The sequence below is a fragment of the Vibrio sp. NH-UV-68 genome, from assembly GCF_042940635.1.
Taxonomy (GTDB): domain Bacteria; phylum Pseudomonadota; class Gammaproteobacteria; order Enterobacterales; family Vibrionaceae; genus Vibrio; species Vibrio pacinii.
The window spans coordinates 1,197,065-1,223,549 of sequence record NZ_CP134975.1 but is presented as its reverse complement, the minus strand read 5'-3'; the positions used below and the strand labels follow the sequence as shown (position 1 = coordinate 1,223,549).

22 protein-coding genes, 4 tRNA genes and 1 pseudogene are annotated in these 26,485 nt (G+C 44.4%); 11 read left to right on the top strand and 16 right to left on the bottom strand.

The genetic code is table 11. From position 1 onward, the window contains the following. Window positions 1–104: 104 nt before the first annotated feature. Window positions 105–1,022, top strand: a complete 918-nt coding sequence (locus tag ViNHUV68_RS05740; protein ID WP_391089813.1) for an aminoimidazole riboside kinase — start codon at window positions 105–107, stop codon at window positions 1,020–1,022. A gap of 81 nt (window positions 1,023–1,103) precedes the next feature. Here ViNHUV68_RS05740 and ViNHUV68_RS05735 read toward each other — a convergent pair whose 3' ends face one another. The 3 genes from ViNHUV68_RS05735 to ViNHUV68_RS05725 all read right to left on the bottom strand — a co-directional run bounded on the left by ViNHUV68_RS05735 (window position 1,104) and on the right by ViNHUV68_RS05725 (window position 5,162). Further along, window positions 1,104–2,360, bottom strand: coding sequence for an HDOD domain-containing protein (locus ViNHUV68_RS05735; RefSeq protein ID WP_391089811.1), 1,257 nt, complete (start codon window positions 2,358–2,360; stop codon window positions 1,104–1,106). 21 nt (window positions 2,361–2,381) lie between these two features. Next, window positions 2,382–4,019 (bottom strand): sucrose-6-phosphate hydrolase, encoded by a 1,638-nt coding sequence (locus ViNHUV68_RS05730; RefSeq protein ID WP_391089809.1) that lies wholly within the window; start codon window positions 4,017–4,019, stop codon window positions 2,382–2,384. 153 nt (window positions 4,020–4,172) lie between these two features. Further along, window positions 4,173–5,162, bottom strand: a complete 990-nt coding sequence (locus ViNHUV68_RS05725; RefSeq protein WP_391089807.1) for a substrate-binding domain-containing protein — start codon at window positions 5,160–5,162, stop codon at window positions 4,173–4,175. Window positions 5,163–5,394: 232 nt separating this feature from the next. On the opposite strand from ViNHUV68_RS05725, the gene ViNHUV68_RS05720 reads away from it, so the two are divergent. From ViNHUV68_RS05720 to ViNHUV68_RS05695, 6 genes are all read left to right on the top strand, one after another. Further along, a complete protein-coding gene (locus ViNHUV68_RS05720) occupies window positions 5,395–6,834 on the top strand; it encodes a sucrose-specific PTS transporter subunit IIBC (protein WP_038174420.1) in 1,440 nt (479 codons plus the stop codon). Between the two features lie 402 nt (window positions 6,835–7,236). After that, the gene (locus ViNHUV68_RS05715) at window positions 7,237–7,743 is read left to right on the top strand and encodes a helix-turn-helix domain-containing protein (protein ID WP_391089805.1); all 507 of its coding nucleotides are present in this window, start codon (window positions 7,237–7,239) and stop codon (window positions 7,741–7,743) included. Next, window positions 7,730–8,050, top strand: a complete 321-nt coding sequence (locus tag ViNHUV68_RS05710; protein WP_038174422.1) for a hypothetical protein — start codon at window positions 7,730–7,732, stop codon at window positions 8,048–8,050. Before ViNHUV68_RS05715 ends, ViNHUV68_RS05710 begins: the two co-directional genes overlap by 14 nt. Before the next feature lie 3 nt (window positions 8,051–8,053). Then, on the top strand, window positions 8,054–8,686 hold the full coding sequence (locus tag ViNHUV68_RS05705) for a queuosine precursor transporter (RefSeq protein WP_391089803.1): 633 nt from the start codon (window positions 8,054–8,056) through the stop codon (window positions 8,684–8,686). Continuing rightward, window positions 8,664–9,389, top strand: a complete 726-nt coding sequence (locus tag ViNHUV68_RS05700) for a metallophosphoesterase (protein ID WP_038174424.1) — start codon at window positions 8,664–8,666, stop codon at window positions 9,387–9,389. The genes ViNHUV68_RS05705 and ViNHUV68_RS05700 overlap by 23 nt, the downstream gene beginning before the upstream one ends. Beyond that, window positions 9,386–9,892: a DUF2165 family protein gene (locus tag ViNHUV68_RS05695; RefSeq protein ID WP_038174425.1), complete on the top strand. Its 507-nt coding sequence runs from the start codon at window positions 9,386–9,388 to the stop codon at window positions 9,890–9,892. Before ViNHUV68_RS05700 ends, ViNHUV68_RS05695 begins: the two co-directional genes overlap by 4 nt. Window positions 9,893–9,970: 78 nt before the next feature. Here ViNHUV68_RS05695 and pheT read toward each other — a convergent pair whose 3' ends face one another. Next, a complete protein-coding gene (gene pheT / locus ViNHUV68_RS05690) occupies window positions 9,971–12,376 on the bottom strand; it encodes a phenylalanine--tRNA ligase subunit beta (RefSeq protein WP_391089800.1) in 2,406 nt (801 codons plus the stop codon). An 18-nt stretch (window positions 12,377–12,394) separates the two neighbouring features. Beyond that, on the bottom strand, window positions 12,395–13,378 hold the full coding sequence (pheS, locus tag ViNHUV68_RS05685) for a phenylalanine--tRNA ligase subunit alpha (protein WP_038174427.1): 984 nt from the start codon (window positions 13,376–13,378) through the stop codon (window positions 12,395–12,397). 252 nt (window positions 13,379–13,630) lie between these two features. Here pheS and ViNHUV68_RS05680 point away from each other — a divergent pair, with 252 nt between their 5' ends. Continuing rightward, window positions 13,631–14,113 carry a GNAT family N-acetyltransferase gene (locus ViNHUV68_RS05680; RefSeq protein ID WP_038174429.1) on the top strand — a complete coding sequence of 161 codons (483 nt, stop codon included), beginning with the start codon at window positions 13,631–13,633 and terminating at the stop codon, window positions 14,111–14,113. Here ViNHUV68_RS05680 and ViNHUV68_RS05675 read toward each other — a convergent pair. The 5 genes from ViNHUV68_RS05675 to ViNHUV68_RS05655 all read right to left on the bottom strand — a co-directional run bounded on the left by ViNHUV68_RS05675 (window position 14,099) and on the right by ViNHUV68_RS05655 (window position 20,751). Then, the gene (locus tag ViNHUV68_RS05675; RefSeq protein ID WP_038174430.1) at window positions 14,099–15,229 is read right to left on the bottom strand and encodes a GGDEF domain-containing protein; all 1,131 of its coding nucleotides are present in this window, start codon (window positions 15,227–15,229) and stop codon (window positions 14,099–14,101) included. The two genes, ViNHUV68_RS05680 and ViNHUV68_RS05675, sit on opposite strands and share 15 nt — an antisense overlap. A gap of 188 nt (window positions 15,230–15,417) precedes the next feature. After that, window positions 15,418–16,599, bottom strand: coding sequence for a hypothetical protein (locus ViNHUV68_RS05670; RefSeq protein WP_391089797.1), 1,182 nt, complete (start codon window positions 16,597–16,599; stop codon window positions 15,418–15,420). Between the two features lie 8 nt (window positions 16,600–16,607). Then, a complete protein-coding gene (locus tag ViNHUV68_RS05665) occupies window positions 16,608–17,402 on the bottom strand; it encodes an outer membrane lipoprotein-sorting protein (protein ID WP_391089795.1) in 795 nt (264 codons plus the stop codon). A 12-nt stretch (window positions 17,403–17,414) separates the two neighbouring features. Continuing rightward, entirely contained in the window at window positions 17,415–19,781 is a 2,367-nt protein-coding gene (locus ViNHUV68_RS05660) for an MMPL family transporter (RefSeq protein WP_391089793.1), read from the bottom strand. Window positions 19,782–19,962: 181 nt separating this feature from the next. Beyond that, window positions 19,963–20,751 (bottom strand): TetR/AcrR family transcriptional regulator, encoded by a 789-nt coding sequence (locus ViNHUV68_RS05655; RefSeq protein WP_100754342.1) that lies wholly within the window; start codon window positions 20,749–20,751, stop codon window positions 19,963–19,965. Window positions 20,752–20,991: 240 nt separating this feature from the next. Here ViNHUV68_RS05655 and ViNHUV68_RS05650 point away from each other — a divergent pair, with 240 nt between their 5' ends. The 3 genes and pseudogenes from ViNHUV68_RS05650 to ViNHUV68_RS05640 form a co-directional block, all read left to right on the top strand. Further along, entirely contained in the window at window positions 20,992–21,750 is a 759-nt protein-coding gene (locus tag ViNHUV68_RS05650; protein ID WP_391089791.1) for a PQQ-dependent sugar dehydrogenase, read from the top strand. A 67-nt stretch (window positions 21,751–21,817) separates the two neighbouring features. Next, a protein-coding gene (locus tag ViNHUV68_RS05645; RefSeq protein WP_391087173.1) for an IS3 family transposase occupies window positions 21,818–22,995 on the top strand; the annotation gives its coding sequence in 2 pieces (ribosomal slippage) (window positions 21,818–22,076 and window positions 22,076–22,995; 1,179 coding nt in all). Then, window positions 22,979–23,332, top strand: a pseudogene (locus tag ViNHUV68_RS05640) (PQQ-dependent sugar dehydrogenase); the annotation flags it as partial. The gene ViNHUV68_RS05645 and the pseudogene ViNHUV68_RS05640, both read left to right, overlap by 17 nt. On the opposite strand, the gene ViNHUV68_RS05635 reads toward ViNHUV68_RS05640, so the two are convergent. The 6 genes from ViNHUV68_RS05635 to pgsA all read right to left on the bottom strand — a co-directional run bounded on the left by ViNHUV68_RS05635 (window position 23,329) and on the right by pgsA (window position 26,454). Further along, window positions 23,329–24,837 (bottom strand): diguanylate cyclase domain-containing protein, encoded by a 1,509-nt coding sequence (locus tag ViNHUV68_RS05635; RefSeq protein WP_391089789.1) that lies wholly within the window; start codon window positions 24,835–24,837, stop codon window positions 23,329–23,331. The pseudogene ViNHUV68_RS05640 and the gene ViNHUV68_RS05635 sit on opposite strands and share 4 nt — an antisense overlap. A 317-nt stretch (window positions 24,838–25,154) precedes the next feature. After that, a tRNA-Gly gene (locus ViNHUV68_RS05630) sits at window positions 25,155–25,230 on the bottom strand. A 6-nt stretch (window positions 25,231–25,236) separates the two neighbouring features. Further along, window positions 25,237–25,323: transfer RNA gene (locus tag ViNHUV68_RS05625), tRNA-Leu, on the bottom strand. 71 nt (window positions 25,324–25,394) lie between these two features. Then, a tRNA-Gly gene (locus ViNHUV68_RS05620) sits at window positions 25,395–25,470 on the bottom strand. Between the two features lie 3 nt (window positions 25,471–25,473). After that, window positions 25,474–25,547 (bottom strand) — tRNA-Cys (locus tag ViNHUV68_RS05615). Window positions 25,548–25,896: 349 nt separating this feature from the next. Then, entirely contained in the window at window positions 25,897–26,454 is a 558-nt protein-coding gene (gene pgsA, locus ViNHUV68_RS05610) for a CDP-diacylglycerol--glycerol-3-phosphate 3-phosphatidyltransferase (RefSeq protein ID WP_038174433.1), read from the bottom strand. Window positions 26,455–26,485: the final 31 nt, after the last annotated feature.

Genomic DNA, 26,485 nt, shown 5'->3' with positions numbered 1-26,485 from the left:
ACAACTTGTCGCTCGCTCAGAAATTATAGCGTCGATTTAGTAGCGAGCTAAACCGTTTTAGCTCTATAATTAGCTTATCGTCATTGAACATTAGAGGCAACCACATGAACAAAGTTTGGGTTACTGGCGACGCAGTCGTCGACTTAATTCCACAGTCACCATCGACTTATTTAAAATGTCCGGGGGGTGCGCCAGCAAATGTTGCGGTCGCAGTCGCAAGGCTCAGTGGGCAGAGCGCCTTTTTTGGTCGTGTGGGGCAAGACCCACTTGGGCGCTTCATGCAACAAACTCTGCGTGAAGAAAACGTCGATACACAGTTTATGTTACTCGACGACGCGCAGCGCACTTCGACGGTGATCGTTGATTTAGATGACAGTGGTGAACGCAGTTTTACTTTCATGGTTAAACCCAGCGCTGATCAATTTTTGGTTGAACAAGACATTCCACCTTTTAAAACTGGTCAGTGGCTACATGTCTGTTCAATCGCACTGGCTAATGAACCAAGCCGAAGCACGACACTAGAAGCCATGCGTCGCATCAAGTCAGCGGGCGGCTATGTCAGCTTTGACCCAAATCTACGTGAAGAAGTCTGGGCTGAGCCACAGCAGTTAAAGTCGGTTGTGCATCAAGCGATTGAACTGGCTGATGTGATTAAGTTTTCTGACGATGAACTGATGTACCTTACTGATACTCATTCATTAGACGCTGGGCTTGCGGCTATCGAACCGTACCGCAACACCTTAGTGCTTGTCACTCAAGGAGCTAAAGGCGCATTGGTTGTGTACAACAACACCCAGCGCCTGATCTCAGGCCAACCAGTCAAGCCGGTTGATACCACAGGTGCTGGCGATGCCTTTGTAGGCGGCTTGCTGGCGCAGTTGTCTCAATCCGACGAGTGGAAAAACGACGCAACAATCGAATTGGCCGTTCAATGGGCCAACGGCTGCGGTGCGTTAGCGACCACACAAAAAGGCGCAATGACAGCACTGCCAACTCAAGCAGAGCTCAAAGCTTATATTTAACCGCTCAGCAAAAGCCCCACGAATAATCTGGGGCTCATTGACGGTTGCATTCATGCTGGTTGTTAAGATCTAATTACTAGATTAAAGGTTAAGGTGTAACTCTTTTAACCAAATTGCCGCCTCAACGTTACAGGCAATAATCTCTTGTTCATTGACGCCGAGTTGGTGGCGAATGTGTTCTATTTCTTGCCATTGTGAAGCTTCAATTGACTGACTTAGAGCCAATAGTTCACCTAACATACCTTCACCTTGCAGTAGCGCCTGTTTAATGCTGCTATCAAGTTTAATCTTATTTAACGCGGTTTTAAGATCAACGTCGAGAATCGCATCGATCAACGATAATAATCCACACAAATAAGCGCTGTTGACTAACTCAGGCCCCTTAAGGTAAGCCATCATCAATTGAAACATCTTCGCTCGATGAAGTGACAGCAAGTAGAGGGCACTCGGCTTACCTGGTGCAAATGAAGAGATCACAGCGTAGGAGGCAAACTTCTTCAGTTTGTCTTCACCCAAATACGCTACCGCTTGTTTGAGCGACTTTATCGGCGTATTGAGAGCGCTGCACGCGTTGACAAAATTGAGTAATTGATGAGAGAGCACCGGATTGCGCGAGACAATAACACTGACTTCATCAAAATCAATTTTCGGCTCGGCCAAACATTGGGTTAAGCGGACCAGATCATTAAATGAGGTATTAATTTTCCGGTTCTTGATTATCTCGGGCTTAGTAAAAAAGTAACCCTGAAACAATTCAAAGCCAAAATCTTTAGCACGTTGAAATTCTTGATTCGTTTCTACTTTCTCAGCTAAAAAGCAGATATCGTGATCAACCAGTTTATCCATTAACCCTCGTGCCTTGAGCAATGAAGTTTGCTGGATATCAATCTTAATGATATCAACTAGTGGATAGAAACGATGCCAATCTGAGCTCTCAATATGATCATCAAGTGCGATGGTATATCCCGCTTGCTTTAGCTCAATTAATGCAGCAAACAATTTGTCATCTGGTGCGCAGGTTTCAAGCACCTCGACAACCAGCGCATCGCTTGGAAAATCGAATGGAATTCCCTCAATCAAACAGTCATAGCTGAAATTGACAAACCCTCGGCACTCGCCAAGAACTTTTGACTGGTAACCCAACAACTGCTCAGCGAGAAGCTTTCTGGTGGCTTGGCTGCTACTGATATCGACGGGAAAAGCGTTTTTTTCTCCATCACGATACAAAAGCTCAAACGCAATTAACTCTTGCTGCTGATCTAATATTGGCTGGCGCGCGACAAATGAGAACGCGATATTCTCTTGGTCGACAGGCTTGTGTAAGCGGGCTATTGCCATAAGACCCTTTACCTCTTAAATTCACACCACTGGCAAAGAAAATGGCTCAGTGGATTTATTGATAGCTCGAATTTGAGCGATTCTCGGTACACCTATCAATGAAATCCCTGTTGAAGATGGTTCAACAAATACTCTCGAGGTCATGACCGCTTCTCCCCCGTTGACAAACACTTCTATTGATGAAGTATCGGCCAAGATACGCAGTTGAACACGATCACTGGCTAAATGCAATTCACGTAATTTGTCACCCGCTCTGTTTAACGTTTGCGAGCGATCTAACACTAAAAGCCGATTTTTGACTTGTGCTTCGAGGGTGAGCTGTTGATTATCTGCGGCAAACAGACAAAGTTTATCGCCCCACTCTAGCTCAATGGTCATATCAAATGCGTTGTTCGCTAATCGGTGACGTTTCTCGCTGAGCAAAATCGTTTTGGCTGGTTGGTATAACCGCTCTATCTCCTTTGCAGGCCATTGAATAAGCTTACCTCGCTTTAAGGTTAGCTCACGCATTGCGGTAAGTTGGTGTAACCAACCACTTTCTACTGACGGCTGGTCAATTTCATCTGGTAACCCCATCCAGGCACACATTATCCGTCGTCCATCTGGCGTCAATAACGTCTGAGGTGCATAAAAATCAAAACCATGATCGAGATGCTCAAACTCCGTCAGGCTAAAGTGAGTATCATTATCCCACTTAGCCTTAGCAATGCCATTGTGATGAGGAACATGATGGTGCTTTGAAGGAGAGTCAATACCTTGAGGACCAATGACAACCATGGTTTGCCCGTCCAGTTCGAACATATCTGGACACTCCCACATATAGCCAAACGACCCGAACTCATCGCCATATAGGCCATCAAACTGCCATTGATGTAAGTCATCTGAGCGATATACGGCCAAACGACCATTGAGTGCAGAGGTTTGAGCACCGAGTAGCATCATCCACTGGTCATGGTTTCGTAGCACTTTTGGATCGCGAATGTGCGCCGTAACTCCTACAGGAGGGGCATCAATCACCGGGCCAAGTTTCGTAAACTGACGGCCATCGGTTGATGTAGCTAAACATTGAGTGGTGTGTCGCTCTCTCTGCTGACCAATACGCACATTGCCTGTATAAAATAGCATCAGTTCACCATTATGACTCAGCGCATGACCGGAAAAAACACCATGAGAGTCAAACCAATCTGATGGTGTCAACGCCACTGACTGCCAATGCCAATTAACTAAATCTAAACTGGTTAAGTGCACCCAATGTTTATCTTTGTGCTCGCACGCGTATGGGTACCATTGGTAGAAAAGATGGTACTCACCATTATGGTAGATAAAACCATTCGGATCATTTAGGAGGCCTTGTGGTGGGGAAACATGCCAGTTAGGTCGGTACGAGCACGCCTGCGCTGGTAAACAAGGAGCCATATGCTCTCGCTGTTGAGATTCAATAAGACGCCCGATCGATAACAGTTCATCAGCCCCAACGGTATTGGGCCGAATAAAAGTGACCTGATCCTCACCTAATACATTCTCAAGTAATACAATCGATTCACTATCGCTAACTAAGCGGTAATCTCGCACTGTAAAAATCAACGTGTCTTGCGGCGCTAATACGCGCTGAATATTGCTTATACCACCACAGATAGAAATATATCGTTCAACAGACATTGCCACTCACCTAAAAATTGGGAACGTTTGCAAAAATACTCTATCTGTTTTTCAACTACAAGCTAAAACCACATCCTGCTCTTCAGTCTCGCGATCAAACCAACAAAAAAACCTGACACAGTGGTCAGGTTTTACTCAACATTAAAGGAGTACTCAGCATGTCTCGCGGTAAATATTTTGGAAAGTGAGAACGACTTTACTCATCACAGCAGGAGTACCATCAATGAGGTCCAATAGTATCTTAGCAGCGCTTTCTCCTGCTTTATCAAAGGCATAATTAAATGTAGAAAGACCTGGTGAGTTGATGTACCCGAGCTCGTCATTACCCACTCCCAACACTTTAACGCCTTGTCCAACATCAATATCCGCTTCTTTGAGAGCTTTGATAGCCCCGACCGCGATTCTATCTGTGGCACAAAACACACCGTCTACTTGCGGGTAATCTTCAAGTAGACGCCTCATATTGGCATAACCCGACTCGATACTGAATTCACCATGACAATGGAATAGTAGATCACACTTCCCTTCCATTTCTAACGCTTGTTTAAGGCCTTCAGAGCGAAGCTTATCGACGGCTAAATCTTCGTCGTTGACACCAATAAAACCAATCTGACGACATCCAGCCGCCAACAAACGATTACCCGCTTCAAAACCGACCCTTAGGTCATCATGGACAATACTGGGGATATTAAACAACGACCCATCTTGGCCAACCAAGACGACCGGAGCTTGAGATTGATTAATGGCTTTGACTAATGCTTTGTCAATATGCGTTGCGTATAAGACAATTCCTTCAACACGCTTCTGATTAAACAATTGAATATATTGAATTTCTTTGTCATCTGATTGTTGAGTGCTGGCGAGGAGCACTTGTTTGTTAGCGTACTCAAAGATTCGACTTAGGCCATCGACACCTTGCGCTGTTGCGTGCGACGAAACACGTGGAACGATGACTCCGACCAAATTTGTTTTTTGTGATTTAAGATCCTTGGCAACTTGGTTGACCACATAGCCCACTTCCTCTACCGCCTTCATTACTTTGACTTTGGTCGCCTTTTTAACCCCATATTCATCGTTGATAACGCGAGAAACGGTCGATTTTGACACGCCTGCCAATTTAGCCACATCGTGTAAACTAGCCATAGTAGACTCATGATAAGTTATTGGGATTGTTTGCAAAAATAGCATATCCCTCAACAAAATCCACTTTGCTCAAACGGTTTAGCAAAAAAAATTAGCAGATCAATCTCACATAATTTCCCACTATTCTTTGACTGAATAGCGAGATTGGCGAAAAATCAATCTTGCAAACGTTCCCAATAAATTAAGAGCGTTAATCGTCTAACATAATTAAACCTAACAACTGGGGTTTGGAATGAACTATCCAATAATTGCAAAAGAGCTGCTAGCGCTGCTTGGAGGTAAAGATAACCTTCAAGCGCTTGCCCACTGTGCGACACGTTTACGTCTTGCGCTTAAAGATGACAGTATTGTCGATGAAGATGCGATCAGCGATCTAGACGGTGTTAAAGGCCAATTTAAAGTGGCAGGTCAATATCAGATTATTTTTGGTTCTGGCATCGTCAATCAAGTTCACGCCGAAATGGCAAAGCTGACTGGCATGAGTGACATGTCGACTAACGATGTCGCAAGCGCTGGAGCACAAAAACAAAACATAGTCCAACGCGCGGTGAAAGGTCTGTCTGATATTTTCGTACCTATCATTCCTGCGATCGTTGCTGGTGGTCTGTTAATGGGTATCTTTAACCTATTAACCGCGCAAGGCTTATTTATTGACGGTCAATCGCTAATCGAGGCAAATCCTGGCCTAGCCGACCTCGCAAGTATGATTAACACTTTTGCAAACGCACCTTTTGTCTACTTGCCTGTGCTACTGGCGTTCTCAGCCAGTAAAAAATTTGGCGGTAATCCATTCCTAGGGGCTGCACTGGGTATGTTAATGGTTCACCCAGACTTACTTAATGGCTGGGGATTTGGTGGCGCAAGCGTTGCAGGCACCATTCCAACCTGGAACATTTTCGGTTTTGAGATCCAGAAAGTCGGTTATCAAGGTTCGGTTCTACCAGTACTCGTTTCTGCTTTCATCTTAGCGAAAGTCGAAAATGGTCTGCGTACGTTTATCCCTTCAGTGCTCGATAACCTGCTTACTCCAATGCTGGCAATTTTTATCGCCGGTTTTCTCACTTTTACGCTAGTAGGCCCTATTACTCGTGATATCGGTTTCCTACTTGGCGACGGCTTGAGTTGGTTGTATGACTCAGCAGGCTTTGTCGGTGGTGCGCTGTTTGGCTTTATCTACGCACCTTTCGTGATCACTGGTATGCACCATAGTTTTATTGCTATCGAAACACAGCTATTGGCTGATATCGCTGTCACGGGCGGTACGTTTATCTTCCCGATTGCAGCTATGTCGAACGTTGCTCAAGGTGCTGCTGCTCTCGCGGTTGCTTTCACCACCAAAGACACCAAACTAAAAGGAATTGCAATGCCTTCCGGAGTCACTGCCCTACTTGGTATCACTGAGCCTGCAATGTTCGGGGTTAACTTAAAACTTCGTTATCCATTTATTGCCGCTATCATTGGCGCGGCTTCAGCGAGTGCATTTATCACCCTATTTAATGTTAAAGCCCAAGCGCTCGGCGCAGCAGGTCTACCTGGTGTAATTTCCATAACTCCAGACAAAATTGCCTATTATGTCGCTGGCATGGCGATTTCATTCGCTGTCGCGTTTGGCCTAACCTTAGTATTCGGTGCTCGTGAACGAGTGAAAGCGAGTAAAGCGGCGACTGCATAACGGCACAGAAAAACTTCCCCCTCGTCGAAACATCGTTTTGACTCCTGCCCCACCTTTTGGTGGGGCTTTTTTTGGTTCATCGCGGATTCAGGTAAAAGTCTCAAAATCGAGCCAGATACCAATTAAAAAGAACAAATTAACAAGAACATAAATAAAAAAACCCGCTAAAGAGCGGGTCACTGGTACAACTAAAACCAATAAATTGACAAGAATATAATTAAACCCCGACTTAAGAAAATAAATCTAATACGATCAATTAACTAAAAACTATGGATTATTAGTTCAAAAACATTTAGATTCTCGGGATACAAAAGAAACTTACACATCACATTAAAATAAATCAAAGAAATTTATTTTAATGAAACACAACCATGAATCATGTCACGTTTAATTGGCTATTAGATGATAGATAAGATAATAAAACTTATAACTGAAAGTAAGCATGACACAGGTGGTATCAAACTCCTTTCTCAGGAAATGGGCATAAAGTATAGCACCCTTTACAGTTTGTATTCTGGCAAGAACAATAACCCCACCATTGAAACCGTTGGAAAGATTTGTGATTACTACAACATCACCTTTTCTGATCTCTCCGATGCAACAGAAGTCCCGCATCGTTTTGACACCCTGAACGCAGAAATCATCGCACTTTCTCAACATCATGATATTGATATATTCATTACAAACAATAACTTAATTGATAGTTTACCCAAATGCAGCCAGCTGATTTTTGAAAAATTTGTCTCACCTTTGAAAAACAAAAATCACTATATTTGCACCACAGAATCAGATGGTATTGTATTAAGAAAAGCGATTAAAGAAGACAATAAAGTCATATTAGTATCTTCAAATCGGATTATTCACGAAAATGACAAACCAATAATGCAACTTAAGAATGTCAAAATTTAAATTATTTAAAATCAGAAAGAAAGAATCACAACTATATTCTATCGATGGATTAGTTGGCTTTATTGACAAAGAGATGTTTAGACACGCCCACATCGATAAACACGACATCAAGCTTCATCGTGGCAAGTATTTCATCTCAGACAAACGTATTCATACAATAAATATTAAGGAAAAGACCATAGAAATGGAAATTTCAGATATTCCTGTCACGGTAACGATGAAAAGCCTACTTCGTCCTGCCATCAGGCAGAAGCTAAAAATCAGTAACGAAAATTTTGTCGCTATTTATCGCCAAATGGAGCAATAAGTAATGAACGTACTAGAAAAATCGACCATGCTTGCAACTCTTGGGCTGTTCTGCTTCCTAACCGCGTCGAATATGGCCTCTGCCAAAGCGGTCGAGTTCTTTGGTATCCATCTTACGGCTGGTTTTTTTACTTATCCTTTCGTTTATCTGTTCTCTTCTGTGATTATGGCGACGCGTCCACCTGACGTCTATTTCAAGTGCATTACTTTTGCCTATTTCGCTTATCTGTCGTTCATCAGCCTTATGTACATTGCGGCAACCTTACCGGGTGTCAACGCGGAATCGAATTACAGCCAGAGCTTTGATCTCGTCTACAACCTTAGTAACTACCGAGTTTACTTGGCATCACTTTGCGCCTACTTCGTCTCTATGCTCTCGTTTGGCGTGCTATTTAACTCTCTCAAAATTGACAGTGTTGCCACCAAAATCACTCTGGCTACGTTTTTTGTCGCGCTGGCCGATGTGAATCTGTTTCTCTTGTTGGCTTTCTGGGGGGTTAAAGATAGCAATCTACTCTTCGATATTATGTTTTGGGCCAGCATTAAAAAATTGGTTGCACAGCTTATACTGCTTGGGCCAACCATCTTAGTCATTAACCTGATCAGGAACCGAAATGAGTACTGTGTTTCAAATTAGCGATTGTCATTTAAGTGATGAGTCTAGTTTTTATAACCTTAACAAGGCACTAATTCACGCAAATGCGGATGAGACTTGTGACACGATATTGTTGACTGGCGATATCTGTTGTAATCCGAAGCCAGGTGATTACAACAAGCTGCTGATTTTTATTGCCCGCCAAATCGAGAATAAAAAGGTGTTCGCAATCGCTGGTAACCACGATGACCTTGCTTTAATGAAAACAGAGCTCAAAGGTTCGTTGATTCGAGTCGTCGATAAATGCCGAATTGCTGGGCGCAACTTTATTTTCCTCGATTCAAGTCATAAAAACATCGACTCAAGACACCCGCTTGGCTCAGGCAGGGTCGACAACCGCGGTATCGCCCATCTAAAAAAACAAGTCCGTAAAATGACGCAACCTATTGTTGTTGTTCATCATCCGGTCATCCGTGTTGGCTCCGAATGGATGCAAGCCATCTGTTTGGAGAACGACCACAAAATATTCAATATTCTTAAACGTTCAGGTGTCACAGACGTGATTTGTGGTCACGGTCATGACTACATTACCTGTACCAAAGAGGGGGTAACGCAATATATGGCACCAGCGACCTCTTATGGATTTGATCATTCAATTGCTCAATACAACAGAAATGATCATATCGGCATGAACAAAATTACGCTTTCAAAACAAACAATAACTGTAAATAAGGTTGTACTATGAGGTTAAACTTGGTTCTTGATATTTCAAAAGCCGTCATCGCGATGTATGTGGGTTTATTCTGCGTACTGGTTAGCTATAACAATATGATTGACTACAATACCAACTTCCAATTTGTAGAACATGTTCTAGCGATGGATCAAATGAAATCATTCTTCACCGGTGACAATTTGTATGGACGTGCGATCACCTCTCCAACGCTTCACTCTATGTTTTACCATTTGATTATCGCCCTTGAGTTTTTAGCCGGTGCTTTGTGTGTAATCGGTGCCGTTATCATGTTTTTCAAACGTGAAAGCGTAGGATTTTCCAAAGGTCAGGCTTTTTATGTGTTGGGAGCGACTGTCGCACTGGGTGTTTGGTACTTCGGTTTCGGCGTGATCGGGGCAGAATGGTTTTCTATGTGGGCCAATTCGTGGAACGGTCAAATGAAGGCCTATACTTTTGCTATCTTCATCATATTGACTTTGATTTACGTCTTAATGCCTAGGCCAAACAACGACTAAAGACAGTATGTTGCAATAAAAAAAACCTGCCGATTTGGCAGGTTTTTTAGGCTAAAGCAGTGCGTTTATCGCGTGACCTTAGTCGCGCAATGCAGCGCCAAATTTTTCAGACACGTGAGCAACAATAGCATCGACCGCACCAGCGATGTCTGCATCTTCTAGCGTACGCTCAACTGACTGTAACGTCAGTGCGATCGCTAAGCTCTTCTTACCGTCTTCAACGCCTTTACCAACGTAAACGTCGAACAGTTTCGCGCCTTTTAGGAATTCGCCACCTTGCTCAAGACACGCTGCAACGATGTCGCCACAAGCAACTGCTTCATCAACAACCACTGCGATGTCACGACGGTTTGATGGGAACTTAGACAGCTGTACCGCTTCTGGAATCACTTTAGTGTTGATTGCTGACCATTCCACTTCGAACACGATAGTACGGCCATTGAGACCAAACTTACGCTCAAGCTCAGGGTGAACCGTACCAATCACACCTACCTGCTTGCCATCAACAATGATTGCTGCAGATTGACCAGGATGAAGCGCTGGGTTCGCCGCTTTGTCTTCAGCAGAAAGCGCTGCGAAAGAGTAAGCTGCTTCGTTTGCTGTTAGCTCAAGAACCGCTTCTAGATCGCCTTTAAGGTCAAAGAAATCAACTGTGTTGGTTTCGATGTCCCAGTGCTCTTCGCTGCGAGTACCAGCGATAACACCCGCAAGCATAGGCTCTTGGCGCATACCGTTTTCAGCCGACTCACAAGGGATGAAACGTAGACCGTATTCGAATAGACGAACACGTGGCTGCTGACGTTTCTGGTTGTGAACCACAGTGTTTAATAGACCTTGGATTAGGCCTAGGCGCATTGCTGACATATCCGCAGAGATTGGGAATGGCAGGATTAGTGGCTCAACACCTGGAACAACCAGTTTTTGCTGCTCTGGTTCAACGAAGCTATAAGTGATCGCTTCTTGATAACCACGGTCAACCAGTAGGTTGCGAACGCGTTTTAGCGGAATGTTCGCTTCAACGTGGTCATGCATCTTAAGTGCAGCTGCTGGACTTTGGTTAGGAATGTTATCGTAACCGTAGATGCGACCGACTTCTTCAATGAGGTCTTGCTCGATTGCGATATCAAAACGCCATGTTGGCGCAGTCGCTGTCCAACCTGCCTCGGTTGTTTCAACCGTTAGGCCAAGACGCTCTAGGATTTCAACAACATCGCTATCAGCAATGTGGTGACCTAGTAGGCTGTCTAGCTTAGTGCGACGAAGCGATACTGTGTTTGCTTTTGGTAGGTCAGCTTCAGACTCTACTGCAACAACAGGTGCTACTTCACCGCCACAGATCTCCACAAGAAGCTCTGTTGCACGCTCCATTGCACTTGTTTGTAGGGCGAAATCGACACCACGCTCAAAACGCATTGAAGAATCCGTGTGTAGACCGTAGCTACGGGCGCGGCCACGGATGTGATCTGGGGCGAAGAATGCACACTCAAGTAGTACGTCTTTCGTCTCAGAGGTTACACCAGACTCTTCACCACCAAAGATACCGGCGATAGCCAGTGCTTTGTTGTGGTCAGCGACAACTAGAGTATCTGCGTTTAGCTCAGCTTCGTTGCCGTCTAGAAGAGTGATCTTCTCGCCCTGCTCTGCCATACGAACCACGATGCCGCCTTCAATCTTAGCAAGATCAAATGCGTGCATTGGCTGGCCTTGCTCTAGAAGAACAAAGTTAGTGATATCAACCACTGGGTCGATAGAGCGAATACCACAGCGGCGCAGTTTTTCTTGCATACATAGTGGTGTTTCAGCTTGAACGTTTACGTTCTTAACCACACGGCCAAGGTAACGTGGACATGCAGCTGGCGCTTTCACTTCGATAGAAACAGTGTCGTCGATAGCTGGTGCTACTGCGTTTACCGCAGGCTCAGTTACGTCAGCACGGTTTAGAACGCCAACTTCACGCGCCATACCACGGATACTAAAACAGTCCGCGCGGTTCGCTGTTAAGTCTACGTCCACGGTGACATCGTCAAGACCTAGGAATTCGCGGAAATCAGTACCGATTGCTGCGTCTTGTGCTAGCTCCATGATGCCATCAGATTCAACGTCGATACCTAGCTCAGAGAATGAACACAGCATGCCGTGAGATGGTTGACCACGTAGTTTGGCTTTCTTAATTTTGAAGTCACCTGGAAGAACCGCGCCCACTGTTGCAACGGCAACCTTAATGCCAAGACGACAGTTAGAAGCGCCACAAACGATGTCGAGAAGTTCTTCGCCGCCGATATCTACTTTTGTTACACGCAGTTTATCAGCATCTGGATGTTGACCACACTCAACCACTTTACCAACTTTAACGCCAGTGAAAGAGCCAGCAACTGGTAGTACGTCGTCTACTTCTAGACCCGCCATTGTGATTTGGTGTGTAAGCTCGTCAGTCGATACCGCAGGGTTTACCCACTCACGAAGCCATGATTCGCTAAATTTCATAGTGATGTATCCCTTGGATTACTTGAACTGTTTTAGGAAACGAAGGTCGTTCTCGAAGAACGCACGAAGATCGTTTACGCCGTAACGAAGCATAGTTAGGCGCTCAACGCCCATACCAAATGCAAAACCAGAGTATTTCTCAGGATCGATACCTACGCTGCGAAGTACGTTCGGGTGAACCATGCCACAACCTAAAACTTCAAGCCATTTGCCGTTTTTACCTTTTACATCCACTTCTGCTGAAGGCTCAGTGAATGGGAAGTAAGAAGGACGGAAGCGAACTTCAACTTCTTCTTCAAAGAAGTTACATAGGAAGTCGTGCAGGATACCTTTTAGCTGAGCAAAGTTTACGTTCTCATCTACCAGCATGCCTTCCACTTGGTGGAACATTGGCGTGTGCGTTTGGTCGTAGTCGTTACGGTAAACACGGCCCGGCGCGATAAAACGAAATGGCGGTTTGCCATTTTCCATCGTACGGATCTGAACACCAGACGTGTGTGTACGTAGCATTAGATCTGGATTAAAGAAGAAGGTGTCGTGATCAGTACGTGCTGGGTGATCTTCTGCGATATTTAGTGCATCAAAATTGTGAAATGCATCTTCAATCTCAGGACCAGATTCAGTGTTAAAGCCTAACTCACCAAAGAACTGTTCAATTCGCTCAACAGTACGAGTAACAGGGTGCAGACCACCGTTCTCGATACGACGTCCTGGTAGAGTAACGTCGATAGTTTCTGCGGCTAGCTTCGCTTCAAGCTCTGCACGCTGTAGTGCATCTTTACGCGCAGCAATAGCTTGCTGAACCACGCCTTTCGCTTTATTGATCTCTTGACCAGCTTCACGGCGTTCTTCTGGTGGTAGTTTACCTAGGCTCTGAAGTTGAGTCGTTAGCTCACCTTTCTTACCTAGATACTGAACACGCACTTCATCAAGTGCGACTAACGAACTGGCCGCTTGAATCGCAGCATTCGCGTTAGCAATGATCTCTTCTAGATGTTGCATCGTTTCCTCATCTACCTATACCTACATGCAAGGCATAAGTGGTAGTGTCCATTATGGGCAAGTTGCTCACAGCAACTACCCGACGGGGATCTTTGGTCTATAGATAGCTGTACATAGTAACGAATGACAAGATCAAATCCAAACTGAAATCAGCTTATTTACCGCCTTTGGGTAAAATTTCACCTCAACACTTGATAATTATGTTTTTTGCACCAAGTTAATCAGTATTCATACGTTGTAAAAGGAATAGTAATGACAGTCAACATAGAGCCGATCCAGTCACAGCAAGACGAAGCGATCTGCGCAATTATTAAAGCCGTTGGCGCAGAATTCGGTGCAGTAGGCGAAGGGTTTGGCCCTTCCGACCCTGAAGTGCTCGCGATGAGTCAACACTACTCGCAAGATAACAAAAGTCTTTATTTAGTCGCGACACTGAACGGAAACATCGTCGGGGGATGTGGCATTGCACCATTTGCTCAATCCAAGCAAACATGTGAATTAAAAAAACTGTTCTTGCTACCACAAAGTCGTGGTTTAGGGTTGGGAAAAGCCCTCGCCGAGCAATGCTTAGACTTCGCCAAGCAACAGGGCTATGTTCAATGCTATTTGGATACACTCACCTCAATGGCATCAGCGATCCTGTTATACGAAAAGCTCGGTTTTAACCACTTAGATAAACCACTCGATGGAACTGAACACAGCCGTTGCGATGTTTGGATGCTAAAAATTCTCTAGGGTGATGTTGTTCTCTGCTAATACGACTTTATTACGACCTTGAGCCTTAGCTTCAAAAACGGCGTTGTCGGCCGCTTTGATAAGGTCGTTATAATTTTTCATCACTGGCAACCGCTCTGCTACACCCACACTGATGCTACCGCGCCACACACTGTCTCCTACGGGGACTAACATCTGATTGACTTTATCTCGGGTCATTTCCGCAATATGAGCCCCACCTTGTAAATCGGTGTTTGGGCAAATAACAAAGAATTCATCACCCCCTAAGCGGCACACTAAGTCATCGCTGCGAAACGAGTGCTGTAATGTCTGAGCTAAATCGATGAGCAATTTGTCACCAGCATCGTGACCAGCGCTATCATTGACCTGCTTAAAGTAATCTGCATCGATCATGATACAAACAAGTGGTTCATTGCTGTGTAATGACTCTGTCCAATAAGCTTTAAGTTTACGAATCGCACAACGTCTGTTAGGCAACTTAGTGAGAGAGTCCGTCAGTGATAGCTCTTCAAGTTGTTTATTGGCTTTTGATAACTGCTTGGTGCGCTCAAGCACTTTGTCTTCCAAGCTCTGGTTAAGCTCTAACAGCTCTTTATTGCGCTCCGAGACTTGCTCAAACAAACCATTTAGCGCTTTAAGCAGAGGCTCTGTCGACTTGTCTTGCTTGGTCTGTTCATTTTGCCACGCAACTTTCGCATCTACACCTTGCTTAATCTGCTTAACTTGACGTGACATATTCTGGTCAATACCGAGAATATGATAGGCCAACCAATGAATCAGGAAATTTAATAAATGTTCTGACGATTTCTTATTTTCTTCGCTGATAAACGCCTGCATGCTAACAATATCAGCCATAAAAGTACGATGGACTTGAATATGTTCGTCGATGTGGCCTTGATAAACACCCACTTCACGCATTAAATTCTCTTCTTCCTTAAAGTGGAACTCGGCGTAACGGGACATCTCAAACAACGCCATACGGATATCATGCATAGAAATGTTGTTCTGCGCGATCAGTCCACCGTAACGATTGATCACTTCTACTAAATATTGGTGTTGCTCATCGACATCATCTAACCCCGTCTCGTAACAACTATCCCACTCGAATGAATTCATTAACCCCAGTCCATATTTCACTGCCACCTAGGTCAAATAGTCGCAATGTATAATTACCATTAATTTAATAATGATTTTACATGCATTATTAGTGATTGCTAAGTGATCAAGCAAATAATAGGGAGCTAGATCAGCCCCCATGGATTTGGAATAAAAATCACAGTGAATAAGCGTGATCTGGCTAACGCTTAAAAGTAATACTCTAGAGACAATTCGATAAAGTCATCTCTGCGGGCAAAATAGAGCAAATCGTTGGGTGATTCATTTTCAAACAGCCAAGCGTTAACATTCCACGAAAGGTGATTGCTTAAACGGCTTGAAGCTTCTATCTTGGCATTATAGACATCACGATTGTCCAGATCTTGCGTAACCCCGAGTAAGACTTCACTACTATCTACATTGTTGAACGCCAATCGCAGCCCAGCAAACACATCGTTCTGGCCTATGGTTTGTGCATTGTTACCCCGGCTGTCATACAGGTACTCACCAATAAGACCAAGATCCCATACGCTTCCCATAACCCCAATTAATGTGTACTCGAAACCCGACACGAGGCCAACATGGTGGTCTTCGCTATCACGATAGATACTTTCAAGTTTCCAAAGCCAATCACCCATTATACCTTGTACATCTAACCCGGCTTGTTTTGCCAACGCGTAATAGGGCTTAAGTTCGCCACCAACCAATCGATAGTAAGGGTCGCGATTTGTCCCTTGGAAGTAGCTTAGTCCGACATCCCAATCGTCAATCATTTTCGAATAGCGCAGTGCAAAATCGATATGCTTTTCTTGCCTTGAAGATTGGTACAGTGCTGAGCGAGAAACTGGTATTGTTGGTCTTAAACGGCCATCCACACCAGCGAACGTCCGCTCCCTAAACCATGGCAATACAAGTGCGTCTAGTGTGCCATATTCGGTGAGCGAGGTAAGATGAAGCATAGGTTGGCCCAATTTATCTTCACCATCCACCGACTCAATCGCATCCGTTTGGTTTACGACATCGACCAAATGTTGCGATTCTGTCACCCCCCAAAATACTTTCCCTATCCCAGCTCTAAGCTCGTAATCGTCCCAATAAGTTAAATAGAGCGCTTCTCTGACATCAATATGGCTACGCTCTTCATCGATACTATCGAGACGGTAAAAAGGTGTCAGAGTAAAATCCGAGCGCTCACCCAAAGTCCAATATAACTGTGGCTCAATCACCACTGAAGTTTGCTCTTTGTCCTGACCTTGCGCTCCATGAGAGAAAAACTGGCGCTGCTCAAGGTTGACTTGGCCAGACACTTCTACCGCATGACACTGTATTGCAATAATCGTGAGCAATGAGCTGGCCACAATCTGGCCAGCATAATTAATAAGTGTCGACATAAAGCTCCCTACTTGACGCGTTTTAAGATATTTTTCTCAAAGTCTTGGTCTTCAAGACCAGTTTGAAACTCGAGCAAACGTGTAGTTAATAATGTACTTTTCCCCGTTTGATGATTAACTATTTCCATCGAATGAGCACGCCAATACTTGTCGAGGTACTGTTTGTAGTCATCAAATTCCAACGTCTTCAACAAAGCACTTTTACGATCATAAAACTCGATTTTAAGTGGTCGATAAAATTGTTGGTCAAGCCAGACTAACTGCTTGGTGTAACCAGAGTTTTTATCTGTTGGTGTTTGTTCAATCACAAACGTCGCAGTGCCATCTAAGGCTTCATCTCTGAGATAGTTAAAGGTGTATTTTTCTAACTCGAACGAACTCAGGTCTTCGTAAGCAAACTCACTGCCCATAAAAGGGCCTGATTTATTGCGTGAAGAGATCCGTTTAACGCGTTTTAACGCCGGTAGATAGAGCCACTGGTCATCAGGTGATGTGCTGTGGGAATGGTTAAGAAACGCAGTACCTTTGACATCCCTCGGTTGGTCAAAAATTGTTAAACCTTTATCACCATCATTGGCAACTTCAAGCGACTTTAAGCGCATCTCTCTGGTGCTGCTCTCTCCTTGCGCATTTTTTAGCAACATTTCCATGGTTGCGATCGAGTCACCCCACCCCTTGTCCCGCGCTTTACGCTCCTTGGCAATCTCCAATCCACGCTCTTCGTTAGCCACCCCTTGGGTAGAAAACGAAAGCAAGCAAGCCAGAGCAACTAAATTAAATAGTGATTTCAACGTAACTTTCATGATGTGTTCCTTTTAATTTTGAGTTTGGACTTTCGTAGACAATGGCAAAGATTCGGTTGGTTGTTGCTCAACATAGCTGGCTGTATCGAAGCGCATCAGCAGCGCTGGTAGGAAAACAAAATCAACCACAAGCGCAATAAAAATAACCAGTGCACTCAGCTGGCCCATATCAGCATTGAGCCGGAAGCTCGACATTGCCAAGACGCTGAAGCCTGCAACCAGAACGACGGTGGTGATCCATAATGCACGCCCAACCGTGTGGAAAGCGTAGCGAACCGCTTGTTCAGCAGTTTGCCCTTGCTTACGTGCGCGTTGGTATTTAGAAAGGAAGTGCACCGAGTCATCAACCACAATACCTAGTGTCAATGTGACCACGACGGATAGACCGAGGTTTATCTGCCCCGACAGCAGCGCCCATAAGCCAAAACCTATAATTGCTGGCGCCATATTAGGCACCACACTGATCAGACCTAGACGCAATGAACGAAGCGCCAAAATCATCAATGCAGAAATAAGAACCAGCGTGATCGGTAACGTTGACAACATACTGGTCATGTTGGTTTCCCCAATATGAGCGAACATTAACGAGGGACTCGATGCGATGACTTGATACTGAGGCGCGTGCTTTTCGAACCATTGATAGAGACGATTTTCTAGCTCGACTAATTCAGCACTGCCAAGGTTATCAACTGTTAACAGCAGTTTTACCGATGATTTATCAATATTGACTTGGTTGTTTAGATCAAGCCCATAAGGCAAAGACATCTCATACAACAGCAAATATTGCGCCGCAAGTTCTCGGTCAAGAGGCAATGAATAGAAACGACTATCATCGCTGTGCATATTCATATTTAAACGCTTATACACATCGGAAAGTGTCGCGACATGGTCGGTTTCAGGTTGGCTTCGCAACCAATCAGAGAAATCACCAATGGTTTGCAAATATATCGGGTCAGCGATACCTTGCGACTGGCCCGATTTAATCGCAATGCTAATCGTAGTCATACCGCTGATACGTTGCTCCATAAAGTCCGCAGCCTGGCGAAACTCATTACTGGTATCAAAATATTTAACTGATTCGTCATTGACCTGATTAAGTGGCAATAAGCTTGCGGAAACCGCAATCACTATTGCAGAGATCGGAAGCAGTGCTTTGCGGTTACTCACAACCCAATCGCCAAGCTTATCGATAAAATTAGACGTCTTCTGCGACTCTTCTGTTACTTTAATCGGCAGGAGGTTTAACAATGCGGGCAGTAACGTAAAGGAGAGCAAACAGGCAATCATCACACCCAGTGCGGCTAGGTTACCAAAGTCTCTTAAAACAGGAGAGTCAGACATATTCATCATCAGAAAACCAATCGCAGTAGTCACAGAAGTGATGACAATTGGCATAACATTAATGGTAACGCTCTGATTAATTGAGTATTCCTTACTATAACCTTTGGCCATATTCTGGCGCATGATCGCGATCACATGGACACAGTCAGCAACCGCGAGTGTCATGACAAGCGTAGGGATGTTGACCGTTGCGGTACTGAGGAACATACCCGCCCAACCAGATAAGCCCATGGTTGCAGCTACTGAGGTGATAATGATGAAAAGCGTGGCGATAACACTCAAGATTGAACGTAGCATGACGGTTAAGAATAACAAAATCACCACAAGCATGGTTGGTATCAGTATTTCGCTGTCTTGCTGAGCGGAGACCATAAAAGCATGGTTCATCGCGATAATGCCCGCTTTATGGAAGGTCACGCTTGGGTATTGAGCCTGATATTTTGCAATCAACTGGTCTACGTGCGCGACAATCTCAAGCGCCTCGGCGGTTTCATCAACCTCGGGCGTCTGCACGGTAATATTTATCACCGCCACATCGCCACGCTCAGAAACTAATGAATTGCGCACCACAGGCTCTGCTAGAGCGATTTTTTTGATCTTTTCAATACGTGGCTCTGTCAGTGGATACTCGTCAAGCAACAGGTCTTCCACAATTAAGTCATCTTGCTCGGCTTCAGTGTGTTGGTAGTTTGCTAACGAATCGACTCGGCTCGAATAAGGAACTAACCAGGCATCTTGAGTTAGATTCTGAATAAGTGTTAGGCTGCTTACATCAAACACATTGCCACTTTGCGGTGCAATGACAATCGCTAAACTGTCTGATTTGGCAAACGTCGTTTGGATCTCGTCGTAAGCTTGCAGTTGGGCATTTTCACCATCGAAGAAAATATTATAGTCGCCGCGGAAGTATAAGTTCTTCCCACCAAATGCAGCTAGCACCAATAAAGCAATAGAGATAGACATGATCCACCAGCTATGGCGTGTCGGTAGGGTTAACCAAGCTACAGATTGGGAAGTATTGGGTTGATTAGTGTTCATCACACTCTCCATTTGTGACGTTTCGTCAATAAAAGTCATTTAAAAACCAGCCGAGTGCTGGTTATTCAATGACATTCTCTGTTTTTTTGAACAGAGAATTGCGCATGCATCATATTTGACGAATCGTCACAAATGGTTATTTAAAAAGCCCGCAAAGGGCTTTCAGGTCAAGTTATCACGCTTAGCGACCGATTGAGGATAATAACTCTACCTCTTGGGAGAATATTTCTTGCTCAACACGTTGCCACGTTTTGCGATAATCCCACTCAGTCGATAGAGGCTTCCATCCCAACCCATCTAACAACATGTTCGCGTTGTTTAGAACCGAGTAAGGATCTTGTAAACGATGGATACAGGTGCTGTTTGAGGCATTTTGCGTTAACGCGTTAGAACCAAAAGCGATAGACCAGTTAGCAAACACGATCGCATCTGAACCTATGCCTGGCGAGAATCTCAAGTCTCCCTGTTCAACACCGTTATTGATCAGCTTGTCTGCATGGTCGATAACTTGTTCTTCGAGATAATTGAGAGCCTTAACACGTTCAGGAGACGCTTTTTCTAACACCCACGGCGTTTTGGCCATAATCGCGCAAGTTGATAGTATTGGCTCCATACGAGCATAAACACGATAGCCCACATGTAGGGCGATCACTTTCTCGCGAGAACTGCCTTCAAACTCTGCCGCTCGTGCAAATAATACCGCTTCACTCTTTAAAGAATGAATACACAGCGCAATAATCACATCTTCTTTGCTGCAAAAATGATTGTAAATCGTCCCTTTAGAATAAGCACTTGCTGACGTCAATTTGTCCATCGTCAAGTTGCTCCATCCTTGCTCTTGCACCAACGCCTTAGCCAGTAAAGTCAATTCAACTTCTCTGTCTGCGATCGCTTGCTGCTTCTTCGTCAAACTAAATGAACAACCCGGCCGATCTTTTTTATCACTTTTGCTACAACCCAAACCAAACATGATTACTTAATCCATATCTGTCGTTGACTCCTTAATTCGTTGAGTATACCACGAATTCAATTCGCTTGATAAAACCATTTATGACGCATCGTCATTTTTGACACTTCGTCATAATATCGCATTTATTACTCATGACAAGTAATTTTTTGATAAAACATTTATGACACTAATATTTATTGACTACTGTATTTATTAACTATTGTTAATCTGACACTAACCTAAACAATCAATGGAAATTCAATGGACAAACGGCTACTGGTTCTACTCATCATTATGATGGCGACAAACTCGCACGCAGTAACACTGTGGGATGCGGAGAAAATTGCGTCTGGGCTAACCACCCCTTGGGGATTAAGTTATGTCGGAAACAATAAAGTCATTGTCAGTGAGAAAAGTGGTGATATCGGATTACTGGATCTGACCAACAATGCGTATCAACGAATAGGCTCTTCACCAAATGTCGCCCAGTATGGCCAAGGTGGTTTGCTTGATATTGCTCATTCACCGTTCAACCCGAGTCATATCTACGTCACTTACGCGAAGCGAACACCTCAAGCAATAGAAACCACTCTTGCAATAGCACAGTTTGATGGCGGTTCATTGTCCCATTGGCAAGAATTACTCGTCACCCATTCAGGTTCAGATGGCGGACGACATTTTGGCAGCCGCATCACCTTTGATGATCAATTTGTCTATTTTTCAGTTGGCGATCGGGGAGTGCGAGATAATGGACAAGACCAGTCCACACATGCCGGTAGCATTTTACGCCTTCGACCCGATGGTCAAGTACCGCAAGACAACCCTTTTGTGGCGCAGAAAGGAGCCCGAGGCGAAATTTGGAGTTACGGCCACCGCAATCCTCAAGGGCTATTTTTCGACCCCAGTGAGAAGAAACTTTGGTCAGTTGAACACGGTCCGCGAGGGGGAGACGAAATTAACTTAATAGTCAAAGGTGGCAACTACGGCTGGCCTATCACCTCCCATGGTAAAGAGTTGTAGTGGCATAGTGAATTTGGTCACTTAGTTAGAGGTGATATCATCACCTCATAAGTTAACAGGTGACACTATGACAAAACGTACAAGACGACTATTTAGCGCTGAATTTAAGTTAGAAGCAGCTCAGTTAGTCCTAGACCAAAATTACTCAGTGACTGAAGCAGCCCAAGCCATGAATGTGGGCAAGTCCACGATGGATAAGTGGGTTCGCCAGCTTAGAGAAGAGCGCCAAGGAAAAACACCGAAAGCTTCACCGATGACCCCTGAGCAAATAGAAATTCGGGAATTAAAAAAGAAGTTGGCTCGCCTTGAAGAGCATAATGAAATATTAAAAAAAGCCACGGCTCTGTTGATGTCGGACTCACTGAACAATTCTTGATAATCAAGAAACTCAAGCAGAGCTACAGCGTAAAAACATTATGCGAAGTCTTCAATGTTCATCGAAGTAGTTATCACTATTGGCTTAAACGCCCAACGGTAATTAACGCTGAAACAGTAAAGTTGCGCAGCTTGGTCAGTGAGGCTCACGCTGCAAGCAATGGCTCTGCGGGAGCTAGAACCATTGCAGATATAGTCACAAATCAGGGTGTAAAGCTGAGCCGATACCGAGCAACAAAACTTATGAGAACGCTTGGTTTAGTGAGTTGCCAAGTGCCAAAACATCGTTACCGAAAAGCTTCACAAGAACATATTGACGTTCCAAATCACTTAGGTCGTCAGTTTGCGGTTACCGCCCCAAATGAGGTCTGGGCTGGTGATGTGACGTATATTTGGACAGGTAATCGGTGGATGTATTTAGCCGTTGTTATCGATCTTTTTGCCCGAAAAGTGATTGGCTGGTCGATGTCTCTATCACCTGATTCTAAACTAACAGGCAAAGCTCTTTCGATAGCTTATGAGTCACGTGGTAAGCCTAAAGGTGTTATGTTCCATAGCGATCAAGGCAGTCATTATACTAGCCGTAAATACCGTCAATTGCTGTGGCGTTTTCAAATAAAACAGAGTTTATCTCGCCGAGGAAATTGTTGGGATAATGCGCCGATGGAGCGTTTCTTTAGAAGTCTGAAGACTGAATGGGTGCCAACTGTGGGTTATCGTAGCTTCGCTGAGGCTCAACAAGAGATTACCCGTTACATTATCGGATACTACTGCCAACTCAGACCACATCAGTATAACGGTGGTCTAACTCCCAATGAATCAGAACGATTATATTGGGAAAACTCTAAAACCGTGGCCAATTTTAGTTGACCACTACAAGTATTGGGGGCCAATTGATGTGGGTGAGTCTGAAGAAAAAGAAGGGATTGTCTCGCCAAAGAAAGTCTATATACCTTCCATTGCACCCAGCTCTTTAGTTGTATATAACGCGAATCGCTATCCTGAGCTATCTGGTAAGTTGCTTGTGGGCGCCTTAAAACTGACTCATATAAATGTCGTTACTTTACAAGACGGCGTCGCCGTTACTGAGCAGAGGCTGATGGAACATTTAGCTGAACGAGTTCGGGATATCGAAGTACTGCCTGACGGTCATGTTATTTTCAGTACTGATAGTGGCAATATATACCGCTTAATCCGAGCCAATTAATATGGCGGATGTTCTTTATGCGGTATCGGCACAGTGAGCCAAAGTGCTTGATTGCGCCCTTTAAGTTTCGCCTTGTATAAGGTCTTATCTGCGGAATTAAACATCACCTCAAGTAACTCTTGGTGCGTAGTATAGTGAGTGTAGATATCATTCTGTTCAGCGACACAACTGCCAATAGACATGGTTATTACACCGTAAGGTTGGTTGCCTTGATGTGGTATCGCTAACCCTTCAACTTCACGTCGCAGACGTTCGGTGAAGTGATGAAGCTGCGCTAATTCTGGACGTGCATATAAAACCACAAACTCTTCTCCACCATAACGAAACGCTAAATCACTATCGCGAGCAAGAAGGTTAAGCTTATCGCCAATTTTGGCCAGTGCGTTATCACCTTCAGTATGACCGTAGAGATCGTTGTACGGTTTGAAGTTATCAACATCACAGATAATCAAACCGACATAATATCCTTTAGCTAAGTTGGATTTGATAAACGGCAGAGTAGTTCGCGAGTACTTATGTCGTGAACCTAAACCTGTTAATGGATCGGTATCTGACTTGGTGCGCAATATACTGAGCTGAATCTGTATTTTGGTTAACAGGCCATTGTAAGCTTTCGCCAACTGACCAATTTCATCGTCACGATCCATTTCAATCAACGCACTCGATTCAGATTGAGAGTGATCGGCACGCATATGTGCAGCCAAAGACTTTAGTGGTGAGACAATCCAGTGTGACACCCAACCGATCAGAATAAGGGAAATACCTAACGCAACAATCGCTTCCGCGAGTACCTCTTCAATTAAACGGTTCCTCAGATTGACCAATTCACTAGCATCAAACACCGCCCACACTTCACCGCCATTTTTATTTCTCAGTGGTAACACGATGCTCAAGGCATAATGGTCAGGATCGAGATAGTAACCTTGTTCGGAATCGATCTTTTTTTGCCATGGAATATTCGCAGTGTTAATTAGCGACTGACTTTCTACCAGCCAATCATACTGATTTTGGGTACGGTTAATCATGTACTGCAGCTTTTTGTAACGGATGGTATTGGTTTCAGGCGTTTGTTCGAGCATCTGCATGATCGATTGTGATTTTTGTTTTAACTCATCAATCTCAGCGGGTAAAACATCGCCTCGCCATAAAGCGCCAAGACGACGAAGGTAACGCAGGTGTACCCCTTGATTGATATAGTCTGATTGTCCAACTACGTCGAGAAACTCAAGACCGTTAATGGCAGCAAACGCAGCTTGTGACTCAGGCATGGTTAAACTCGCATAATTCATCCCAGCGACTGCATTAGACAAAAACGGAACGTGCGGTGCTATGGTCAGCTTAGCAATAGAAGCAGAATACTCGACATGTCGATGCCATTCACTATGATAACGACTGTAACTAAAGCCACTAATTAAAATTATAACCAGACACAAATGCGAGACGACCAACATTTGATTGATGGTGAGCTTAGTCGCAAGCTTTTTTGGAATGTTGAACAGTTTCACGAATTATTGACTCGACTGACAAAAAAAGACTTAACAAGGCTTTGTTGAGCAGAATCGTCAAGGGCGAAGAAAAGACAGCCATGCAGATTGAGTAACGGTTTGAAACCAGTGAGAAGAGACATTAAGGCCAATTCAATGCCACAAAAAACAGTCATCATCTCTTCTTCACCGGTCAAAATTTTGTCAATAAGCCCACAGTTTATGTGAATTTTAGTCAAAATCACACCACTGATATAGTCATCCGATCAGGCTGAGGCTTGAGTTCATACTTTTAACAGGTATAAAAAAACCCTAGCTAAAAGCTAGGGTTTTATATTTGGAGCGACACACGAGGTTCGAACTCGTGACCTCAACCTTGGCAAGGTTGCGCTCTACCAACTGAGCTAGTGTCGCATTAGATGGTGCCCCGGGCCGGACTTGAACCGGCACAGCGCGAACGCCGAGGGATTTTAAATCCCTTGTGTCTACCAATTCCACCACCAGGGCACACAAATCTAAATTTGTGATGGAGACACCATCTAGATACCGATTCAATTGAATCACTATCAAAAATATTTTGGAGCGACACACGAGGTTCGAACTCGTGACCTCAACCTTGGCAAGGTTGCGCTCTACCAACTGAGCTAGTGTCGCAAGTGGAGGCGCCTCCCGGAGTCGAACCGAGGTCCACGGATTTGCAATCCGCTGCATAGCCACTCTGCCAAGGCGCCTCAATATCCCTTAAGGCTCGCGCTAATTTCTCTGCGTTCCTCTTGGGTACGGGATGCATTCTACGGATTCGAACTTGTTCGTCAACACTATTTTTAATTTTTTAAATCGTTTGTCTAATTTACCGCCAAAACGAACAAAAATCGTTATTTCACATCACTCAATGATGCTAGCAACACTTAATTACCCCAACAAACCTAGGCAACAGATCGTTCTATATCGAGGTAACATCGCCCTTTCAAACTAGGATTATGCGCCTATCAATCATATCGCAAAGATTAATCTTCATTTTGTGAGCTTAACTGAATCGGCGTTGAATATGAAAAAGCCCATCGGTGATGGGCTTTTTCATTAATGATGCTGTTTATCGAGCAAATCGTCTTTGGCCGCTAACAAGTATTGCGCCATCGACCAGTAGGTTAATACGGTCGCTGCATACAATGCCACGTAGCCTAACCAAATCATCCAGTCATCGTAACGCCAAATGAGTACCCACAGTGCAAACATCTGACTAACGGTCTTGACTTTACCAACCCATGAAACAGCCACACTCGCACGTTTGCCAATCTCAGCCATCCACTCACGCAGTGCAGAGATAATAATTTCTCGCGCTATCATGGTCACGGCGGGAATCGTTATCCAGATAGAATGGTAATGCTCGGTAATCAAAATCAGTGCCGTGGCTACTAACACTTTATCAGCTACTGGATCAATAAACGCACCAAAGCGAGAAGTTTGCCCCAACTTCCTAGCCAACATGCCATCTAACCAATCGGTAAAGCCGGCGACCCAAAATACCATGGCTGCGGCGAAAGGAGACCAGCTGTAAGGTAGATAAAACACAACGACAAAGACTGGAATTAAGAATAGTCGCAACAAAGATAAAAGGTTGGGGATATTTAAACGCATATTTTTTAAGGCTCTTTTGTTTGCGTATGGC

Bases quoted from the DNA above. Each gene is read 5' to 3' on its own strand.
- ViNHUV68_RS05740 (WP_391089813.1), top strand. From the start codon at position 105: ATGAACAAAGTTTGGGTTACTGGCGACGCAGTCGTCGACTTAATTCCA.
- ViNHUV68_RS05735 (WP_391089811.1), bottom strand. From the start codon at position 2,360: ATGGCAATAGCCCGCTTACACAAGCCTGTCGACCAAGAGAATATCGCG.
- ViNHUV68_RS05730 (WP_391089809.1), bottom strand. From the start codon at position 4,019: ATGTCTGTTGAACGATATATTTCTATCTGTGGTGGTATAAGCAATATT.
- ViNHUV68_RS05725 (WP_391089807.1), bottom strand. From the start codon at position 5,162: ATGGCTAGTTTACACGATGTGGCTAAATTGGCAGGCGTGTCAAAATCG.
- ViNHUV68_RS05720 (WP_038174420.1), top strand. From the start codon at position 5,395: ATGAACTATCCAATAATTGCAAAAGAGCTGCTAGCGCTGCTTGGAGGT.
- ViNHUV68_RS05715 (WP_391089805.1), top strand. From the start codon at position 7,237: ATGATAGATAAGATAATAAAACTTATAACTGAAAGTAAGCATGACACA.
- ViNHUV68_RS05710 (WP_038174422.1), top strand. From the start codon at position 7,730: ATGTCAAAATTTAAATTATTTAAAATCAGAAAGAAAGAATCACAACTA.
- ViNHUV68_RS05705 (WP_391089803.1), top strand. From the start codon at position 8,054: ATGAACGTACTAGAAAAATCGACCATGCTTGCAACTCTTGGGCTGTTC.
- ViNHUV68_RS05700 (WP_038174424.1), top strand. From the start codon at position 8,664: ATGAGTACTGTGTTTCAAATTAGCGATTGTCATTTAAGTGATGAGTCT.
- ViNHUV68_RS05695 (WP_038174425.1), top strand. From the start codon at position 9,386: ATGAGGTTAAACTTGGTTCTTGATATTTCAAAAGCCGTCATCGCGATG.
- pheT (WP_391089800.1), bottom strand. From the start codon at position 12,376: ATGAAATTTAGCGAATCATGGCTTCGTGAGTGGGTAAACCCTGCGGTA.
- pheS (WP_038174427.1), bottom strand. From the start codon at position 13,378: ATGCAACATCTAGAAGAGATCATTGCTAACGCGAATGCTGCGATTCAA.
- ViNHUV68_RS05680 (WP_038174429.1), top strand. From the start codon at position 13,631: ATGACAGTCAACATAGAGCCGATCCAGTCACAGCAAGACGAAGCGATC.
- ViNHUV68_RS05675 (WP_038174430.1), bottom strand. From the start codon at position 15,229: ATGAATTCATTCGAGTGGGATAGTTGTTACGAGACGGGGTTAGATGAT.
- ViNHUV68_RS05670 (WP_391089797.1), bottom strand. From the start codon at position 16,599: ATGTCGACACTTATTAATTATGCTGGCCAGATTGTGGCCAGCTCATTG.
- ViNHUV68_RS05665 (WP_391089795.1), bottom strand. From the start codon at position 17,402: ATGAAAGTTACGTTGAAATCACTATTTAATTTAGTTGCTCTGGCTTGC.
- ViNHUV68_RS05660 (WP_391089793.1), bottom strand. From the start codon at position 19,781: ATGAACACTAATCAACCCAATACTTCCCAATCTGTAGCTTGGTTAACC.
- ViNHUV68_RS05655 (WP_100754342.1), bottom strand. From the start codon at position 20,751: ATGTTTGGTTTGGGTTGTAGCAAAAGTGATAAAAAAGATCGGCCGGGT.
- ViNHUV68_RS05650 (WP_391089791.1), top strand. From the start codon at position 20,992: ATGGACAAACGGCTACTGGTTCTACTCATCATTATGATGGCGACAAAC.
- pgsA (WP_038174433.1), bottom strand. From the start codon at position 26,454: ATGCGTTTAAATATCCCCAACCTTTTATCTTTGTTGCGACTATTCTTA.